This is a genomic window from Paraflavitalea speifideaquila, from assembly GCF_032395985.1.
Lineage (GTDB): Bacteria > Bacteroidota > Bacteroidia > Chitinophagales > Chitinophagaceae > Paraflavitalea > Paraflavitalea speifideaquila.
Genome location: NZ_CP135920.1, coordinates 3770998 through 3790083, shown reverse-complemented (window position 1 = coordinate 3790083; position 19086 = coordinate 3770998). Strand labels below are relative to the sequence as shown.

Here is a 19086-nt window from a genome sequence, read left to right as displayed (position 1 = left end):
GTATCCTTACCTGCGAGGGGTTACCCGGCTTCCAGGATTACGTTTGTACCATTACCCCCGACACCCGGCCCTGCAAAACCTGTGTGGCGTCTGCCGCTGCCACCTCCATGATCTTATCCGATTTTACCGAACTGATGGCCCCCGTCACATCTTTTTTCTTTACTGCCCCATATCCAATCACTACCACTTCATTAAGCCCCGACGAAACCTCCTTCATCCGCACGATCAACGAATTATTGACACCCGCCTTGATCCCAAACCCCTTTACATAATAAGGCTGGTACCCTACATGCGTGAAGGTAAAATGGTACTTATTCCCCGCAACCAGCCCATCCAACGTAAATACCCCTTTGTCATTCGTCGTATGGTTTTGTTTTTCTTTACTGCCTTCTCCTTGTACCGCAATCGATACCCCTGCCAAAACAGCCCCATCTTCGGCAGTAATCATCCCTTTCAATTCCACCTTTTCCTGGCCATAGGCCGCCATCGTGCATAACAAAGCCAGCAGGCCTGGCCAACACCATTTTACAATTGAATCCTTAAGTGCTATCATATACTTTGTTTGTTGCTTTTTTTTAAGGCAATACATTCCCCTCCACCCCATAGGCAGGTGAATCAATGGTTTTGTGATTGCCGGATTATTTTAATTTGCTGACAACAATCACCCCGTTTTGAGTTTTGAAGGATAGACCATTCACAGTGCCAAGAATAGACAATACCCCCTGTAAGGAATCAGTTGCCAGGAACTTCCCTGTCACCTCTTCATTGTTTAATTCCGCTTGCTGATAGGTAAATTGGACTTTATAACGTTTGCCAATCGCAGATAGAACATCGATCAATAGCTCCTGCGTAAATTCAAGAGCAGGCGCCTGTTCCATAGTAACGGTCGACGGATGGCTGTTCGCAATAACACCTTCTTTTTTTCGGTGCCACCTCATTAAACCGTTTCACCAGAAAACCTTCCTGTAGTTGGTTCACCACACACGCTTCACCAGGCTGCAGATATACCTCTTTCTTTGTCATGTTTTTACCCATAGTTCTTACTACTACTTTTCCTTCAAACAGCCTTACCTCTACCTGATCTTTCACCAGCGTACTCACCATGAACTGCGTTCCCAGCGCTGTAGTAGCAATATCATTGGCATACACCGTAAATGGCCGTAAGCTATCTTTAGCCACCGTAAACCAGGCTTGCCCCAACAAACTAATATCGCGCCGTCCTCCCCTAAATGGTTCATAATAACGGATAGAGCTGCCCGGTGACAACCTGATCGATGAACCGTCTTCCATTACCAGGTTTTGGTGCTGTTTGCTGCTATTCGTCTGCAACCGTAGCTGACTCACCAATTGATCAGTTGCTTGTTCAGCCTCCCGTCCTTTCTTTTTTTGTTGTACCTGGTCGTACCCAATAAATACCATCGCTGTAATGATAGCTGCGGCGGCGACCCATTTGAATGCAAAACCCAGGCTAATTACACCGCCCTTCTTTTGTTCCCGACCCATATCCTCAACAGCAACGATCTGCTTATGCAATTGTCCAAGCACCTGCTCAGCCCGCTCACGCTGCAGGTACACCCGGCCACTATCCACATCCTCCCGGTATTCCTTTTCCAGTTGCACTTTCCATTCCACTTCCTCCTCCAGGAAACACTGCAGCAAGGCTTGCTTTTCTTCAGCTGGTAAACCTTCCTTCCAAACTTGCTCCAGTTGCTTTTTATATTGCTCCATATTAATAATGTCCCGCAGGGCCCTCAATATAAATACTCAGCCAGCCCAAAAGGTGATGCCTGTTTGTATTACCGAATTGTTAAGAAAAATAGATTAACAACAATGAGAGAGAACTGATCTCAAAATGAGGATATCGATTATGCACATATTGCCTGATAAATTGGGTAGATTGTTTCAGGTAGTCTTTTACCGACAGGACCGAGATGCCCAGCTGAACCGCAACTTCATCGTGCGATTTTCCTTCAAAGCGGCATAAACGGAATACTTCTTTTTTACGTGCAGGCAGGCGATCAATGGCTTCTTCCACAATCAACAAACGCAACTGATACAACTGTTCATCAGGCGCCTCCGGAGCAACAACATGCTCAGTTGAACTGTTCTCCGCCACAAACACCGTTGACTCTTTCAGTTTTCGCTTCAAATACGTGGCCGCCTTATTGTAACTGACTACAAATAACCAGCCCGCCACTTTTTCCAGGTCAAGCTGTTGCCTGTTTTCCCACAACGATAAAAATACTTCCTGTAAAATATCTTCGGCATTTTGTGCATCACTTACCAACTTGTAGATATTGGCGTAAACCGCCTGGTGGTATTGGTAATACAGCCTGTCGAAATGAGCCAGGTCGGCAGACAGGTCTGTACTGTACAGTGAATTGTGTAATTGCGCCTCCTTCATCCTGAACGTTTTGAAGCAGCCTTAACCTGGGCCGGATGATATAAATCTGTAAATCCGCGCAAAATTACAGTCCACCTCCATCTGCCTGCGTTATATAATTGTGAACTCAACAACGCCCGAACAAAGTTAGTCGTCAGCCTTCCCACCCCATGCCGGGACGACGCCTACTTCCCCCACCGGCTTTGTTGTGCTAAAATCAAAAAAAGGGTGAGGCTTTTACAGCATCACCCTTGTACAGAATCTTTTGGACGTGATCAGGAAAACTTAACCTTGGTTTTCAGGACAATTGGATTCAAACTATTGATAAGGTTTTTAGTTGTTAAATGATATGGTGTCCCGTGGTTTTTCGGATATTGGCATCCCTATTTAAGACTTGGTTTTTCATGGACATACTGGACTTTTGGAAACCGTATCATGTAATCAACAATACAAACCTACACACCAAAGGCCGCGGCTGCAAGCGCAAAACCGCCCTTTCACAGCTCTTCACCAACTACGGAACACCTCGTAAAATTACGGGCATCCCCATGGGATATTATTTACTCTGTTCTTAGTGACTTCACCGGGTTTACTACGGCCGCTTTAATGGCTTGAAAACTAACCGTTATAAGGGCAATAGAAGCCGCTACAAGGCCCGCCAGTACAAATACCCACCATTGCATCGGTACCCGGTATGCAAAATTCTCCAACCAGTTATGCATAGCATAATAACCTATAGGAATCGCTACCAAAATAGCCAGCAACACAGGCTTCAGCAGGTCTTTCGACAACAGCATTACAATACCCGATACAGAAGAACCCAAAACCTTCCGTACCCCGATCTCTTTGGTACGCTTGGCAGCCGTAAAGGAAGCCAGCCCAAATAAACCAAGGCAGGCAATGAAAATAGCTAAGCCCGAAAAGATCGTCAGTATCCTTTGCTGCCGCACATCCGTTTTATACATTTCATCAAATTTCTGATCCAGGAAACTATATTCCATTGGATATACCGGCGCCACCTTAGCATATTCCTTTTTTACCATGGCCAGCGACGATTGAACATTACCGGCCTTCAGTTTGATAGCTACAACCCGCCAATCCTGGCCAGTTGATATAACCAGTGCATCCATACGCTCTTTCAAAGAAAGAAAATTAAAATCCTCTACTACCCCTACAATCCTCCGCCTGGCATCATCGCGCACCGTATTCTTGATCCATTTGCCCACCGCTTGCTCGGGAGTAAATCCCAGTTTGCCGGCAGCCGTACGGTTGATCAGGGCCGATTCAGAACTATCCGTAGCAAATTGCGGTGAAAAATCCCTTCCTGCTATGATCTTTAGTCCCAACGTTTTTACATATTCGAAATCGGCAAATTCAGACCTCGATTGCCATACATCACGCTGCCCTTCTACTTCAAAAGCCTGCGTATCAAAAATCCCCCGGCTCGCCCGACATCAACGATACAGATGCTACACTACTATTCGCTTCCAGTCCACGCTTAAAAGCAAACATATTGTCATAAATATCATTATTATCTACCGGTATCAGTACCGTATGCTCCTGTTCATAACCCAGCTCTTTGCCCTTTACATACTGCATTTGCCGCATGATAATGATCGTACCAATGATCAGCAATACCGAAATACTAAACTGCACAACCACCAATGCCTGACGAAAGAATGCTCCCCCTTTTCCCAATCGCAGTTTTCCTTTCAACGCTTCAATAGGCGAAAAAGCCGACAGGAAAAACGCCGGATAACTTCCCGCTAAAAAGCCCACCACGATAATGATTCCACCCAGGAACAAATAAATAGGCAAACTATGCCACGATACCGTTAAGGTAAAGCCAAGCAATTCGTTATAGAAAGGCATCAGCAATTGCAAAAGCGCAAGGGAGAACACACAGGAGATCAGCGTCAATAATACAGATTCTCCAATGAACTGCCATATCAGGTGATTACGTAAAGCTCCCATCACCTTGCGCAGCCCCACTTCCTTTGAACGCTCCACTGCCCGTATCGTGGCCAGGTTCATAAAATTAATACACGCAATCACCAGGATCAGGATAGCAATTGACAGAAATACAATTACCACCTTTTGGTCTCCATGCCTCACATCATCGAATGAAGACCTTGGCTCAAAATAAACATCAGACAAGGGCGTCAGTGCCAGATCAAAACGGTAACCTGTTCGCGCCATATCCTTCCCCATATATTTATCCATGAACTTCGGAAATCGCTTTTCGATCTTTGCTTCATCAGCCTTCTTGTCCAGGAGCACATACGTATAGAAATTATTATTGATCCATACATTGAACCATCCCCTGTTGTAATAATTGGAAAGCGGTACTACCAGGTCAAATACCAGGTGCGAATTAGAAGGTATATCCTTTACAATACCCGTTACTTTTAACTGGTAATTCTTATCAAACACTACGACTTTACCCATAGGGTCTTCCTTACCAAAATATTTTTTAGCAGTCGACTCCGTCAGCACCACACTACCCGGCTCTTTTAAAGCCGTCGCTGCGTTACCCTTGATCAGCGGAAAAGTAAATAGATCAAAAAAGCCATCATCTGCCAGGTACAGCTTCTTTTCATTGAAGGCTTTGTTGTCAAACGAGATCATACCATTGGTGATCATGATCCGCACTGCTTTTGATCTCACCCGGAAAGTCATTCAATAAAGCAGGCGCATAAGGCCCCGATAAATAGGGTACCCTGCTCTTGGAGCTGTCATAGCCACGCATTACCCGGAAGATCCTATCCTCCTGCTTATGAAAGTTATCGAAACTGTATTCATTCATGATGAACAGGTAGATCATCATGCAGCAGGTAATGCCGATGGTTAAACCGAAGATATTAATGAACGAAAAACCTTGTTCTTGCGCAGGTTTCTCCAACCCGTCTTTAAATATGCTTTAAACATAGATGTATCAATTGAGGGAAATACAACGATCATCATATCGAACCAAGAAAATGCCGGTTTTACAACCCATTCAGGATCAGCCTAAAGAGAAGAGTTTCCGCCCGTATGCCTGTCCGTTTTTGATACACTGCCTGTACTGTTTTGCTAATTGCTGCCACACTGGGCAATGCCCCCTGCCTAAGGCTTCTTGGGGTGGGTCGCCCTCCCAGGGCGGGTCGCCCTTCCTACCCCTACAGTCGCCAGCCTCTGGCTGATGACGCCTATTTCAAAGCCTCCGGCTTTGTTGTCATCGTCTAAAAAGAATTCCTACTTCAAAGGTTTGATCTCCACATTCCTGAAATTCCTACAGTCGCCAGCCTCTGGCTGGTGACGCCTATTTCAAAGCCTCCGGCTTTGTTGTCATCGTCTAAAAGAATTCCTATTTCAAAGATTTGATCTCCACCTTCCTGAAATCAATCGGAGCTCCCTCATATTGCAATAAGATACGTCCACTTTGAGAGGAGGCCTGGCTGCCCTCATTCACCAGCACCCCATTGAGGTATTGAGTACAAGCCCCTTTAATATGCCTGATCAAAATTGTATTCCATTGGCCCAACGGCTTTTCTTGCTCACCCAACCGGGGTACCGCCACACTCTTGCCCGGTCCCTTGGTTTCTCCTCTCACCGCAAGCGTTACATTTTCCAGTAAAATAAAATCACCCGTAGCCCCTTCCTTTACCTGGAATTGGATACCCGCCGGCCACAATACATCCCGCGCCGTATCTGGTACATTGTACATCACCCCACTGTTCTTTTTCCTGTACCCCGCTGATAAGCAGGTTCCATATTCCATCGGTATTCCAACCTCAACTCAAAATCCGTATAGGATGTGGTAGACATGAGATAACCCAGCTTATCACCATGCAAGCGGATCATACTATCTGTTAGCTGGTACAAATCGCCAGGATGATCGTACTTATGATCTTTGGTATAACCATACCAGATGATGCCTGTATTACTGTTGGAGTTTTGGGCCTTATGGAGCTGATGGCTGCAGCCTGCTAACACCAGCGTGGCCAGGCAGGCTATTGAGAAACTTCTGATCATGTAATTGGTTGGATGGATAAATACCCAAAATAAAGCATTTTACCCAATAGCTGTTGTTACAACTATCGCCCATCCTGGTAAAGACTAAACACATTGCCTGCAGGATCACTAAACAACGCTCATGCGCCACTCACTTCTCCTACCCCATCATCAAAGGATACCGATCCATCCGGACGTTCCCGGATTTGCCAACCAAAAACAGTGTTGTAAAAAGCAGCGGAAACCGCAATGGCTAGTGCCGGCAATTCTAGTACATATTTTGCCATAGCCAAAGGTGGGATGAGATGGACTGTCCATTTTTACTTAAGGTACATAAAGAAAAAGCCCTGAAAAATCAGGGCCTCATTAACTTTTTGGACGGTCATCAGGAAAATAAATCACACAGCTTTTCCCGGATAATTGGATATTGACATTGGACTTTAATGGTCGTTAATTGATATTGTTTCCCGGTTTTTGGATTTGGATATTGGTTGCTATCAGAGCCTTGGTTTTCGGATATCTCGGTGTTGTTACACCTTTGGACTTTTTTGGAAACCGTATCAACTAATCAACAATACAAAAATAGTTATCAACAAGTGTGAATACAAGAGCAAAACTGCCCGATCTCAAAACTGCATCAACTACGCAACAAATCGTAAATCTACGAACATCCGCATAAGCTTTTCAGCCTGAATCCCTTATTCGCTGCCTATTCATACCTGAACAGCATTCAACTTACTGACCTTCCAACTTCCCAACTTTCCGACTTCCCAACTTCCCGTCTTTCGGACTTTCCGACTTCCCGACTTTCCGACAAGCTCTTATCACCTCAAATATTACGCTCCTGTACTTTCTTTTTACCGTCCAACGTATATTTTGTTGGTTTGCCCTACAAACAGGTAGTACTACCATGCCACACAAAAGAGCACTGTCACTTTATTGGAAATGCCAACTCATTGGTTGGTCCGTGGCTTCACTCTATTGGAATTTCATTGGACTGATAGGCACCCAATTCAGCCCCTGGCTGGCAATCCTCCATTTCCTGGGCGATTTGCTCATCTATATTCCCATCACCCATCTCTACCGTAACTTTTCAGTACACTATAAGTGGCACCGGCTTAGTCCCCGGCAATTACTGCCCAGGCTCATGCATGCCATACTGGTATTGGGGTTCCTTTTATGCTGCTCACCATTGGCAAAAATTATCTTATCCGTTACTGGTTCGAATATGGATTCAACACTACTTTAAAAGAGGAGTTCAGAGAAAGGGCCTTAATCACTTTTGTTACCGGCACACGCCTCATGAGTATCTGGCTACTGGCTTATTATGGTTATCATTTTGCCCAAAGAGAGATCCTGGCCACCCGCGAAACCGCCCGCCTGGCCATTATTGCCAAAGATGCACAACTGAATAACCTCACCGCCCAACTGAACCCCCATTTTTTCTTTAACTCCCTCAACAATATAAAGGCATTGGTGATCGACAATCCACAGTCCGCCCGACGTGCTATCGACCTCCTGTCAGAAGTATTGCGCACAGCCTTGTACAATAGAGATACACCCCTCATTACCGTACAACAGGAATTGAGCCTCATCAGCGATTACCTCGAACTGGAAAAATGCGTTTTGAAGAACGACTGCAGGTACACATCGAAGTAGATCCCCAATTAAACAAGGCACCCATCCTGCCCTTAAGTATACAAACACTGATTGAAAATGCCATCAAGCATGGCATTGCCCGGCGCAAAGCCGGCGGCGCCATCAACATCCAGGTCCAAAAGAAAGAACACTACCTGCAGGCTACCGTACAAAATCCCGGCGCCTTACATTCCACCAACACGGGTGGACTGGGACTGAAGAACCTGGCCGAACGCCTCCAATTACAGTTTAATGGCAAAGCCACCCTGGCGCTTACCCAACCTGCTGCCGAAACCGTTTTAGCCACCATCACAATCCCATTGCCATGAAACCATTTCCTGTAGTGATTGTTGACGACGAACGACTGGCACGGGAAGAAATAAAACGCCATCTTCTTCACTATACCGATTTTGAAGTGGTTGGTGAAGCTGCCGATGCCGATGAAGCCGAAAACCTCATCAAAACCCTACAACCCCACCTAATATTTCTCGATATACAAATGCCCGAAAGATCGGGTTTCGACTTACTCGAAACGCTCACAGATTGTCCCGAGGTCATTTTTACCACTGCATTTGATCAATATGCCGTACAGGCATTCGACACCAATGCCCTCGATTACCTGGTAAAGCCCGTTCGAGAAGAACGCTTTGCCCGCGCCATAGAAAAGATCAGGACAAAACTAAACGCCAACACCAACAACAACCTGCCACCAACCTCCCAAACCTTATTTATAAAAGAAGGCGAACAATATCATTTTATACACATAACAGATATCTACCTGGTTGAATCAACCGGCAATTATGCCAGGATATACTACCATAATAAGAAAGTATACTGGAAACGTAGCCTGAACCAACTGGAAAAAGCATTTGATCCCCACCTCTTTTTCAGGATCAGCCGCACTACCATGATCAATACCAGCTTTATCAAACAAGTAGCCACCATGCCCGGTGGAAAACTGGAAGTAACCCTGCAAAACGGGCAAACCTTTCCCATGTCAAACCGTCAATCAGCTGCTTTTAAAAACAGGAGCATGTCCTAACCTCGTATTCATACAACTTTAAATTATTTTTATGAGAATCATTTTCTCACTGGCATTCCTTTGCCTTTTTATCAACATCCGGCCGCAAGCCCAATCAATCCCTACCAGCGACAGCATGCTCAACGCCGCCTACATCGTCAACGACAGCGTACTGATCAAAACCAGCGATGGCGTCCATATCTCGGCCCTGGTTGTCAGGAAAAAGACCAACTGGTCCCACAACCTGCCATCCTGGTATTTACCATCTATGCCCGCAAAACAGATATTAAAAAAGCCATCGAAGCCGCCGATAAAGGTTATGTGGGTGTAGTAGCTTATACCAGGGGCAAAAGATTCAGTCCCGATCAGGTAGTGCCCTATGAATACGATGGCGCTGATGCCTATGATGTAATTGATTGGATATCCCGGCAGCCCTGGAGCAATCAACAGGTAGGTATGTATGGAGGTAGTTACAATGGTTTTACCCAATGGGCAGCAACCAAACGGCTCCATCCTGCCTTAAAGACCATCGTACCCTCCGCATCTGTTGCGCCCGGTTTGGATGTTCCCATGACCAATAACGTACCCATGAGCTTTACCTTTCCCTGGACCTGGTATGTGTCCAATAATAAATGGCTCGATGAAACCGATTATCGCAGCAACTTGTGGGGAGATGTATACCAACAATGGTTTGAACAAGGCAGGCCTTATCGCGCATTGGATACCCTGGCCGGCAGGCCAGGTAATACAGTATTTCAACGTTGGCTTAGCCATCCTTCCTACGATCAATACTGGCAGGCCATGATCCCTTATAAGCAGGATTTTGCCCAGATCAATATCCCTGTATTGACTACCACCGGGTATTATGATGGCGGACAAATAGGCGCTACTTATTACCTGCGCGAGCACCTGAAGTACAATCCCAGCGCCAACCATTACTTCTTAATTGGTCCCTATGGCCATTTTGGTTGCCAGGGCTACCCCGACTCCGTATACAACGGTTACCCGATTGACCCTGTCGCCCAAATACCCATTCACGATATTATCTTCCAGTGGTTTGATTATACCTTGAAAGGAGGTACTAAACCCACCATCCTTAAAGACAAGATCAACTACCAGGTCATGGGCGCCAATCAATGGAAACATACCCCTACCCTCAAATCCATGGCCAACGATACACTCACCTTTTTCCTGGCTCCTGCTGCCAATGGCACAAAACACCTGCTAACCACCCAGCGTAACGCCAAACAAACCTTTACCAAACAATCTATCGACTTTGCCGACCGCTCCCGCCGACTCAGTTATTACTACGTCAATAACATCCTGTATGATACCCTCTTCACTTCCGGCCTTGTATTTACCGGCCAGCCATTGAAAGCACCCTCCAAATTGCAGGAAACTTTTCCGGTGCAATGGCGGCCATGATCAATAAAAAGATATGGACTATAGCATTGTACTTTTGAACAAATGCCCGATGGCCGTTATTTTTACCTCTCCTATTTTATGGGCCGCGCCAGTTATGCCAGCAATGCCTCCCACAGACATTTACTTACCCCAGGCACAAAGCAGCTCATTCCTTTTACCAATACCTATATCACCAGCCGCCAACTACAAAAAGGAAGCAGGATCGTAGCCATTCTAAACATCAATAAAAGCCCTTTTGAACAGATCAACTATGGCACAGGGAAAGATGTGAATAGCGAAACCATGAAAGATGCTACTACTCCCCTCCACATCCGGTGGTACAGTGACAGCTACCTGAAAATACCCGTGTGGAAATAACTGGCCACCAACAGCGCACCAGTCATATAACACACCCATGATGCTAAACGAAAAATGTGTTACCTTGTATCATAGCCATATAAGTCATGAAAGATACCAGGACACACACCACCAATTACCAAAACACCTTTATTGAGATCGCAGACGATTGTCCGGTTAAAATAGGTGAAATACCTCCGCAAAAAGGAGATAATAAAACGGTAGCCAATAGCCAGTTTGAGCTCATCGCACAAAACCCTTACAAGTATACCTCCGATGAAGTATTGTTCCAGGTTTATGTCGAAAAGAATAAGATCAGCCGCATCGAACAGCCCGCTGCCCGCGCCGAATTCTTTTCCAAAGGGCAACCTTGCCTGCGCTCTTCCCCACTTGCCAAACGTTATGGATGGGGCGTACACAACGATGCCGAAGGAAGGGTGGCCATCTATGCTGTCGATTCCCCGGAGTATAAACAATACGTCAAAGACAAAAGCCTGCAACATGTAAGGGCCATGCGTACCAAACGCGTTTAGTAACTGTCTATTTTACTTATCTTAGATCAAACTCCCAAGGGTACAGGAAAAGAACCTCCACCCTTGGGAGTTGACATATACACCCCCTGCCACATGGCCTCCTAAAAATACAGGAAGATCTAAATTCTTTCGTCGGGAAATAGCATATAAAAAAATAAAATACCTTAACTTAGGATACGACATTTATCTCCTTCCCACGCAAACCTTATCCCCCCGTCTCTTACCCTGTTTAAACCCTTCAGCTACAAGACCAATTGTCTGTATTCATTATTCTAAAACGACAAGACCGGCTGTTTCCTCAAAACTTCGCCCAACATTGATTGACGTACCAAAACATGCTTATGCAAGTGATCTATACACCTGCAGCTATTTTCTGTTTGATCGCCATGGTCATTTGCCTGCTCACCGGCAGCTTGCTACTCATTATTCCATCCCCTGCCAGTAACAACAAGGCCCATCGACTATTGGGTGCCGCCTTTCTCTGTTTTGGCATTACCTTATTGGTTATTTTTCTCCTCTTTACCAGGCTCCTATGGTTTAACAACCTGGGTAATATTGGCTGGCTTCTCTACATTCCCCCGCGGCAGGCCTGCTACTGGCTGCTATCACTTTATACCTTAACCCACAAATATGGGTTGGCCTTAAAAAGAGGGAAGCGCCTCCTTCCTTTGACACCAATAACCAGACCCTTGTCCCCATCCGCCATCGTTCACAATTAGATGAAACATTTGTAAAGCAGCTCAACCAGGCTTTAGAAACACTTATGCAGGAACACAAACCATTCCTCAACAGCAATTATTCCCTCAAAGAGCTGGCCATCGACCTCCAGATTCCCTGCACCAGGCATCGGCATTCATTAACCAAACCACCGGTAAACACTTCAATGACTACCTCAATTGCCAACGTATAGCCTACTGCCTTGATTTTATAAGGTCCGGACAAGCAGAACACCTTAACATGAATGGCATTTCACAACACTGCGGATTTAACAACAGGAATACCTTTGCCCATGCCTTCAAAAAAGTAACGGGTAAACTCCCCTCCGAATACATTACAGGATCCAATGCCAATACCTGACCCTGGCCCTTTTCCCCACCAACACCCCATCTGGCTTTTTATCCGTAATATTGCCATACAATTCACTCAAATGAACCACACTTATTTTTCTTCCACACCTCCGCCGCCGGTCAATTTTCAGGCATAAGAACCGGCAGGTAATTCATCAGTAGTATTCTCTGTTAATGGAATAGTCGTTACTTTTGATGCTCCATGGGGCCCCGGTTGTTATTGCCCATCAGCAATCCCCTTTTCATTCAGGCAACACCTGCCTGCAGATCATTTATTTTCTAAACAACCGGAAACAATGACTAAATATATATGGATGGTTTTTGCCGGAGCATGCAGCTTTGGTATACTCTCAACTTTTGTAAAACTGGCTTATCGCGAAGGATATACCCCAGCCGAAATAGCCGGTACACAGGCTTTCACCGGCATGTTCGTATTGTGGTTATGGGCATGGTTCAACCGTAAGCAGCAAAAAGAACCGGGTACTTGTCAACCCCTCAGGAATGCCTGGTGGCCCGTGTTGGGCACTGGCGCCGCCATTGGATTGACCACCTTTGTGTATTACGTATCTGTAAAGTACATCCCGGCTTCTATAGCCATCATCCTGCTCATGCAGTTTACCTGGATGGGCGTACTCCTTGATTATATCTTTTTTTAAGAAGAAGGCCAGCTCCTCTCAGCTCATTATCATTGCAGTGATATTGGCAGGTACCGTAATGGCCAGTGGCATGACCCAATTGCGAATGGATGCGTCATTTATCAAAGGCTCCCTGTATGCATTGGCATCTGCCTTTTTCTACGCCCTTTATGTAGTTGCCAATAGCCGTTTTGGCAATACAATACTGGCACCTCATAAAAGCGCCTTGATCATGACCGGCTCAACCCTGGCTATTGGCATGGTAAATATCCAACAATTAGCCACCAACAATCATTTTGATGGTGGATTGGTTAAATGGGCCCTTTTCCTGGCCTTGTTTGGCACCATTATTCCGCCTATTTTATTCACCAGGGGCATCCCCAGGATAGGTGCAGGCGTCAGCGCCATTATTATGACTGCCGAATTACCCGTAGCCATCCTTTGTGCACATATAATATTGGGTGAAGCCATCAGCCTTTTGCAATGGGCTGGTATGGTGGTGATGCTATTGGCCATCGTTGGCATGAACTGGCCAAAGGCCAATAAAACAAATCAATATCCCAAAGACAGGATAACAAGGCTGAAAGGTAGGCTCCTTTCAAAAGAGCTAGCTAAGAAAAATAGTGAATAACAATCCGGTATTCAGTACCCATACAGAACACTGCATTTTGTATGGGTACTGTTTTTACTCCCTATGCTACATGCTGGATTCTGTATTCTCATTTACACAGCCTGCTGATATCCTCCAGCACATAAGAAGCTTTTACCCATTTCACTTGAAACTCACTACTGAAGAAAAGGTATTGCCCATCGGGCGAAAAGTACGAACAGTATTCATACGTGGGCGTGTTCACCCGGCTACCCAGGTTGACGGCTTTGCACCAGCCTTGTCCGCCTTTGTTGGATGAACCATACAAGTCCGCCTCTCCAAACCCTTCTTTACGGTCGGCTGCCGTAAATACCAGGTATTTTTCATTGGACGAAATACTGGGATCATGTTCTGTAAGCGGCGAGTTAATGGCAGGGCCCAGGTTTTCGGGCTTCGTATATTGCCCGTTCACCAGTTTGCTTACATAAATATCCCCTTCTCCATAGCCGCCCGTGCGGAACGAGGCAAAATAAAGATTGCCATTGCCGGCAAAGGAGATATAATATTCTGTGCTGTCTGAATTAACCGCTGTTACATTCTCTGGTTCACTCCAGCCGCCATTGGCCAGTGGACGTCGGCGCCAGATATCATAATCGGCCAGCGTATCTCCTGCTTTGCGTGGCCGGTTCGAGATAAAATATACCGCCCCATCCGGCCCAAAAGTAGCGTCGGCTTCTGCATAAGTCGTATCAGCAAAAGGAGCCAGCGTAGGCGCACTCCATTTCGTGCCGTCATAATGCGTCACCAGCATCACCCACTTTTTAAGGCGACGGGTAAAATAGAACGATCGTTTATCGGGAGAGAAGGCCGCATTGAAGTCGAGCGAATCACTACATACAATACCCGGCATATAGGCCAATGCAATAGAATCCGGGGCTGGTGAGGGATAGTCAATGACTGGGGCTGATGGCATGGGACTGCAATACGTCAGCAGGCCAATGCCCGTCAGGCAGGCTAAGGTTTTAATCGTGTGCAGCGAATTCATGGCAAGGTGCTTTCCTATAAAGATAATGCCTGTAGCTCATTATTTTAGGCTACAGTTGCTATCCCCATAAAACCTTGTATTACAGCATAAAAAAGCCCCCGTGTTGCGGGGGCTTAAAATCTTTTGGACGTGATTCAGAAAACATTAACCATGAAGATTTTCCGGGATAATTGGATATGATACTGGAATTTTAAGGGTCGTTAAATGATATAGCTTCCGTTGGTTCTTTTTGGATGTTGGATGGTTGGTTTTTCCTGGGATATTTTGGTCTTTCAGGATGATTGGATTTTTCGGAAACCGTATCGCTTATCAACATCATAAAAGTAGTTTTAAATCAGATTTAACACAAGAGGAAAACTGCTCGATTCTAAAATTTCGGTAAATACACCCGGCATCGTAAAAATACGAGGGTCCAATATTGAAGGAATACACCCGAGCTTTCACGTCTCAAATCAATTCTCCATAGAGGTAATTTTGGCAGCCAAAGCCATTCTATATATCCAGCCAGTCCTGCAACAGTATGCCGCATCGCCCTCTAAGCACACTGCCCTGCTCCTTCCCGCCGCTGCACCTGGCCACCATCCCTTGCCAATACAGCAGCAGCAAAAGCAGCACAGCAAAGGTAGGGCGGCATCCTTGCCCGCAGAAGCCGCCAAAAGGTTCGGCATAAAGCCCCTGTGCGCGTATTCGGCTATACAGCCTGCACCAGCTTCAGCAAGCCATTCAGCTGCATCCATCCACCCATTTATTCCGCGTGCCTTTTGGCCCGCGCCCATGCCGCCCTGGTTGCTGCCCTGCAGCTTGTGCTGCTTATTTTTTTACTTAACTGTATTGTCTATGCAAGTTTATTTAGTTGCCAGTTCCAGTTGTTGCCTCATCGGTATTGAGCAGTGCCGCGCTTACATCGTCTTTCCCGCCCAGCAGGCCGCCTTCCTGCGGCAGTATGCCGGCTGCATTCTGCTGGCGGGCTGTTCCTTCAGCTCCCTGCCTCCGGTTACTATCTATGTGTACAATAAGGGCTCCTAGCCCTTGTTGTATTTAGTTGACGAAAAAGAGGGGGTACATCTGCCCTGCCTAGGATGCATGGACCCATGTCAGGATACGCATTGGCTGGATCAGGCCATTAGCTGCCTGATAGACAAAAAATGGCCCCGTTCATGAGAACGGAGCCATTTCATAGAAACACCAGGTCAATACAGGTGATTGCATGCATTGCTGTATATACGTACCCTACATTGAAATGTTGAAAAACAGACTACACAACCGTTAGATCCTAACAGTTCAAGCCAAGGCCCTTGTCCCGGCCAAAACCTGACTTCAATTCCCCGCTGCATCCAGACCCTGGTGGCTGGCTCACCAAAGCCTTTCATAGATCACAGCAGCAAAATGAAAACCAGTGGCAATAGCCCTCAGCCGGTAGCCACCAACAAACTGCTAATGGCTAGACTTTAAGGCCAACTGCTACAACCCAACCGCTCATAGCCAACCTGGCCGTTAAATCCTGGCTGCTAATAGCTGATAGCTAACATTAAACCTTCAACCTTTGATGGTTGCTTGTTCAACGCTCGTAGTTCACAGCTATCTTCGCCCATACTGAAATCCAAACGCCTCAATTCGTGTTGCACAACACTCATCATTCATCAACCGTGCTTAGGGGCCCCGTCCACACAGTCGATCAGCTTCTTTATTTTATTCTTCCCCTGGTCTACTCAAAAGAAACCCGGCGAAGCAAAAATTCATATATCCTCCGAATCCATTAAATCCCAAAAATCATGGTCCAGACAACAAACATACAACACCCACCTACCCGTTTCCAATACCCCATTGCCGATTTATGTCGTTAGCGCTATAAATCGACATCAATTACGTCAATTTATAGCGGTTTCGATCAAAAATAGCGGAATCGACAAGCACACATTTGGAAATGCCATTTCCTTCATCGTACGTTTGTGCGGTCATGTTATTGAAAGAAGAACCCAAACCGCTCAAAAGAGACCCAGCCAAGCAAAAGTTCATATATCCTCCCAATCCTTTAAATCCTACAAATCATGGTCCCGACAACAAACATACAATACGCAGATACCCGTTTCCAAATCCACGTTGATTGATTCCGAAAAGTTTGTAAGTTTTGAGTTATAATGATTGAAAAATCAATCATTATGCATCATTTCTTACAAAAATTGCGATTTCTATCAAAACGCATTTGGAGATGACCTTTCTCGCGTCGTACGTTTGTAAGGAAGAATTACTGAAAGACAAAATAAAGACAAGGAGGAAGAAGAAAAGCACAGAGAAGAAAAGAAAAGAATCTGTAAAGTAGGGAGTAATTAACAACCAGAGGCCGGCAATCAGACTAATAATTAGTAATCAATAATGAATAATCCGTAGCCCCTTTCAGTATAGCTTCTCTATAGCTTCAGTATACCTTCAGTATAGATAGAGTATGCTAATAGCACTAAACACAAAAACAGCCCATTTTTGCACAAAGTGGCAGGGAAGCTGGCGCCTCCCACCCAAAGCAACTGTGGATGTAGATAGGTTGTACCATGGGCAGCCGCTTCACAAAGTTCTTTGATCGGGTGGTCTCCCTGCATTCAACTGTTGCTCACCAGGCTTTGCCAAAGGCGCCTTCGGTATAGTCTCAAGGAGTCAGCGGTACACAGCAATAGAAAGACTACCTGATCAAAGGACTTCATTATAGTCATGTCTGCTAGTAACGTGCGTGCACAGCGTAAGGTTCTTCCTTTTCGTTTGTATGTTCCTTTACAATACCTGCCTTCCATAGCCAGGTGAAAAGTTGTACACTGCCAAACTAAAATACCCTAATCATTCTTTCTAACTTATCGGCTTCATAATAATAATAATAATAAATCCGCACTCCATTTACTACTTCAATTACCAGGTAGTCCAGCTTAGATGCCTCATATGGTATGCTCCATTTTAATCCGCTGATATTTAATAGGCGTAAGTGATATAGATAATGAGAAAAACAGAGCAGTAGTAGGCTTCATGCAAAGTTTAAAGAAAATAATAGCAAAATATAACTGCGCCATTGTACTGGTACACCTACTAAGAAGGGGACACAGTACCAGCGGCTTAATTCTGATATGCAATCCGGTGCTGGTGCCCTAACTGATTTGGCTGATGGCGACTTTTTATTGGGAAAGAGCAGCCAGAATATAAATTATCGCCTGTTGAAAAGGTTGAAAAGCAGGAATTGTGAAGAGCAGGAAGATGCCAAATTATTGTTTATGAATCCTGATACCTTATGGTTTGAAGTTAAAGAAGAAGCTGTAAATGAAATGGAGCATATTACTTTTGAAGACCGAGGTGCTGAAAGAAATAAACAGATTGAAGAAATGAAACTGATGCATTCACAGGGAATGAGCTTAGATGAAATAGGAAAACGCTTTGATATAAACAAGAGTACTGTAAGCAGGAGAATTAAAAAGTAATGGGATCTGCATTAGTTTCCGGGAGGGTGCTTCAGAAAAATGATGCCGGTATACCCTCCCGGTGAGCTAATGAGCCGGTAACTTCTTTTGCTTTGTGGGCTTGGGTTTTACCGGCTCAATGCCCTGTTGAGCCAATGATGAGCCAGTGAGCCGGTATTTGGCTTTTAAATCTTCCAGTACTTTATCTAGGATAGTGGCAATATTGGCCTGTAGTTGCTGATAACCCCGTGATCTGCTACGGTGTAAGAAAAACTCTTGTTATCCTCCCCGTAGGTCTTTTGCTGTATCAATTCTACCAGCACTCTTTTTATGCTGATAATCCATGATCCGGTTATCCTGCTGCTGGCTTTCATCGAGATAGAGCAGGAAACTCCTGTTGGCATTGTCCTCATAAACGGATTCTTTGGTGGTACAGCCTCCCACACAGACTGGGCCTTCCACCCCTAAAGTAGTGGTTTGTGTTTCTCCATTGGCAGCTTTAAACACCATGGTTTTATTGATCACCTTTTTACTTTGCAGTTCCCGGAGGGGATACAATACTTCCTGTGCTCCATCCAAATCCTCTATCAGTATCAATTTGTGTTTAGTTCCTGCTTACCGAAATAGTAAAAGGCATTTTCACTCAAAGCTGTGATCTCAATTTTATCCTCCGGGGCATCAGTTCTCCTACTTTCTCCTGCAAATGGCTTTTACCGGCCACTGCTACCAAGGCTGATAATGTGTAATGGTTGTTCCGTTTTCCGACTGGTGAATACCAGGTACATCAGTAACCTGTTGTTTTCTTCTCCTGTTACCCCACTCTCCCCTATCAGGTCATTGGTTCTTTGTAATAATTCAGGCTTTTTAAGAAAGGCTTCCACCTCCTTTTTCTCTCCGGCTTCATAGGTTCCCTCACTTCGGTTTTAAGCCCCTTTTTAAGCTCATGAAGCCGGTATTTTTCCAAGGTGTTGATCAGTGCTTCAAACA

26 protein-coding genes are annotated in these 19086 nt (G+C 45.4%); 13 read left to right on the top strand and 13 right to left on the bottom strand.

Features of this window, described 5'->3' with window-relative positions; translation table 11 throughout:
* Nucleotides 1–37 precede the first annotated feature (37 nt).
* From RS881_RS25770 to RS881_RS25725, 10 genes are all read right to left on the bottom strand, one after another.
* On the bottom strand, nt 38–553 hold the full coding sequence (locus RS881_RS25770; protein WP_315823716.1) for a carboxypeptidase regulatory-like domain-containing protein: 516 nt from the start codon (nt 551–553) through the stop codon (nt 38–40).
* Nucleotides 554–638: 85 nt separating this feature from the next.
* Nucleotides 639–878 (bottom strand): DUF4974 domain-containing protein, encoded by a 240-nt coding sequence (locus tag RS881_RS25765; RefSeq protein WP_315823715.1) that lies wholly within the window; start codon nt 876–878, stop codon nt 639–641.
* Nucleotides 856–1728 (bottom strand): FecR family protein, encoded by an 873-nt coding sequence (locus RS881_RS25760; RefSeq protein ID WP_315823714.1) that lies wholly within the window; start codon nt 1726–1728, stop codon nt 856–858. Before RS881_RS25760 ends, RS881_RS25765 begins: the two co-directional genes overlap by 23 nt.
* Nucleotides 1729–1807: 79 nt before the next feature.
* Complete coding sequence (locus RS881_RS25755) at nt 1808–2404, bottom strand: sigma-70 family RNA polymerase sigma factor (protein ID WP_315823713.1); 597 nt, start codon at nt 2402–2404, stop codon at nt 1808–1810.
* 539 nt (nt 2405–2943) lie between these two features.
* Nucleotides 2944–3729 (bottom strand): ABC transporter permease, encoded by a 786-nt coding sequence (locus tag RS881_RS25750; RefSeq protein WP_315823712.1) that lies wholly within the window; start codon nt 3727–3729, stop codon nt 2944–2946.
* Between the two features lie 82 nt (nt 3730–3811).
* A complete protein-coding gene (locus RS881_RS25745) occupies nt 3812–5026 on the bottom strand; it encodes an FtsX-like permease family protein (RefSeq protein WP_315823711.1) in 1215 nt (404 codons plus the stop codon).
* Entirely contained in the window at nt 4998–5285 is a 288-nt protein-coding gene (locus RS881_RS25740) for an ABC transporter permease (RefSeq protein WP_315823710.1), read from the bottom strand. Before RS881_RS25740 ends, RS881_RS25745 begins: the two co-directional genes overlap by 29 nt.
* A gap of 444 nt (nt 5286–5729) precedes the next feature.
* Complete coding sequence (locus RS881_RS25735) at nt 5730–6089, bottom strand: 3-keto-alpha-glucoside-1,2-lyase-like domain-containing protein (RefSeq protein ID WP_315824617.1); 360 nt, start codon at nt 6087–6089, stop codon at nt 5730–5732.
* Nucleotides 6089–6397 carry a hypothetical protein gene (locus tag RS881_RS25730; RefSeq protein WP_315823709.1) on the bottom strand — a complete coding sequence of 103 codons (309 nt, stop codon included), beginning with the start codon at nt 6395–6397 and terminating at the stop codon, nt 6089–6091. Before RS881_RS25730 ends, RS881_RS25735 begins: the two co-directional genes overlap by 1 nt.
* A gap of 119 nt (nt 6398–6516) precedes the next feature.
* Nucleotides 6517–6663, bottom strand: a complete 147-nt coding sequence (locus tag RS881_RS25725) for a VOC family protein (protein ID WP_315823708.1) — start codon at nt 6661–6663, stop codon at nt 6517–6519.
* 892 nt (nt 6664–7555) lie between these two features.
* Between RS881_RS25725 and RS881_RS25720 the strand changes: the two genes are divergently transcribed.
* The 11 genes from RS881_RS25720 to RS881_RS25670 all read left to right on the top strand — a co-directional run bounded on the left by RS881_RS25720 (nt 7556) and on the right by RS881_RS25670 (nt 13662).
* A complete protein-coding gene (locus RS881_RS25720) occupies nt 7556–8035 on the top strand; it encodes a histidine kinase (protein ID WP_315823707.1) in 480 nt (159 codons plus the stop codon).
* A complete protein-coding gene (locus RS881_RS25715; RefSeq protein ID WP_315823706.1) occupies nt 7996–8343 on the top strand; it encodes a sensor histidine kinase in 348 nt (115 codons plus the stop codon). The genes RS881_RS25720 and RS881_RS25715 overlap by 40 nt, the downstream gene beginning before the upstream one ends.
* Nucleotides 8340–9056, top strand: coding sequence for a LytR/AlgR family response regulator transcription factor (locus RS881_RS25710; protein ID WP_315823705.1), 717 nt, complete (start codon nt 8340–8342; stop codon nt 9054–9056). The genes RS881_RS25715 and RS881_RS25710 overlap by 4 nt, the downstream gene beginning before the upstream one ends.
* Before the next feature lie 60 nt (nt 9057–9116).
* A complete protein-coding gene (locus RS881_RS25705; RefSeq protein ID WP_315823704.1) occupies nt 9117–10460 on the top strand; it encodes a CocE/NonD family hydrolase in 1344 nt (447 codons plus the stop codon).
* A gap of 42 nt (nt 10461–10502) precedes the next feature.
* Nucleotides 10503–10817: a hypothetical protein gene (locus RS881_RS25700; protein WP_315823703.1), complete on the top strand. Its 315-nt coding sequence runs from the start codon at nt 10503–10505 to the stop codon at nt 10815–10817.
* Nucleotides 10818–10903: 86 nt separating this feature from the next.
* Complete coding sequence (locus tag RS881_RS25695) at nt 10904–11329, top strand: DUF6157 family protein (RefSeq protein WP_315823702.1); 426 nt, start codon at nt 10904–10906, stop codon at nt 11327–11329.
* Between the two features lie 320 nt (nt 11330–11649).
* Nucleotides 11650–12048: a hypothetical protein gene (locus RS881_RS25690; protein ID WP_315823701.1), complete on the top strand. Its 399-nt coding sequence runs from the start codon at nt 11650–11652 to the stop codon at nt 12046–12048.
* A 44-nt stretch (nt 12049–12092) separates the two neighbouring features.
* On the top strand, nt 12093–12239 hold the full coding sequence (locus RS881_RS25685) for a hypothetical protein (protein WP_315823700.1): 147 nt from the start codon (nt 12093–12095) through the stop codon (nt 12237–12239).
* Nucleotides 12185–12406 (top strand): helix-turn-helix domain-containing protein, encoded by a 222-nt coding sequence (locus tag RS881_RS25680; RefSeq protein WP_315824616.1) that lies wholly within the window; start codon nt 12185–12187, stop codon nt 12404–12406. Before RS881_RS25685 ends, RS881_RS25680 begins: the two co-directional genes overlap by 55 nt.
* 286 nt (nt 12407–12692) lie before the next feature.
* Nucleotides 12693–13052: an EamA family transporter gene (locus RS881_RS25675; RefSeq protein ID WP_315823699.1), complete on the top strand. Its 360-nt coding sequence runs from the start codon at nt 12693–12695 to the stop codon at nt 13050–13052.
* Nucleotides 13033–13662 (top strand): EamA family transporter, encoded by a 630-nt coding sequence (locus tag RS881_RS25670; RefSeq protein WP_315823698.1) that lies wholly within the window; start codon nt 13033–13035, stop codon nt 13660–13662. Before RS881_RS25675 ends, RS881_RS25670 begins: the two co-directional genes overlap by 20 nt.
* A gap of 88 nt (nt 13663–13750) precedes the next feature.
* On the opposite strand, the gene RS881_RS25665 is transcribed toward RS881_RS25670, so the two are convergent.
* Nucleotides 13751–14665: a TolB family protein gene (locus RS881_RS25665; RefSeq protein ID WP_315823697.1), complete on the bottom strand. Its 915-nt coding sequence runs from the start codon at nt 14663–14665 to the stop codon at nt 13751–13753.
* 837 nt (nt 14666–15502) lie between these two features.
* On the opposite strand from RS881_RS25665, the gene RS881_RS25660 reads away from it, so the two are divergent.
* Nucleotides 15503–15691 (top strand): hypothetical protein, encoded by a 189-nt coding sequence (locus RS881_RS25660; protein ID WP_315823696.1) that lies wholly within the window; start codon nt 15503–15505, stop codon nt 15689–15691.
* Between the two features lie 2081 nt (nt 15692–17772).
* Nucleotides 17773–18120, top strand: coding sequence for a helix-turn-helix domain-containing protein (locus RS881_RS25655; protein WP_315823695.1), 348 nt, complete (start codon nt 17773–17775; stop codon nt 18118–18120).
* Nucleotides 18121–18378: 258 nt separating this feature from the next.
* Here the strand turns inward: RS881_RS25655 and RS881_RS25650 are convergent, their stop codons facing one another.
* Entirely contained in the window at nt 18379–18678 is a 300-nt protein-coding gene (locus RS881_RS25650) for a hypothetical protein (protein ID WP_315823694.1), read from the bottom strand.
* A 131-nt stretch (nt 18679–18809) separates the two neighbouring features.
* Nucleotides 18810–18980, bottom strand: a complete 171-nt coding sequence (locus RS881_RS25645) for a hypothetical protein (RefSeq protein ID WP_315823693.1) — start codon at nt 18978–18980, stop codon at nt 18810–18812.
* Nucleotides 18981–19086 lie beyond the last annotated feature (106 nt).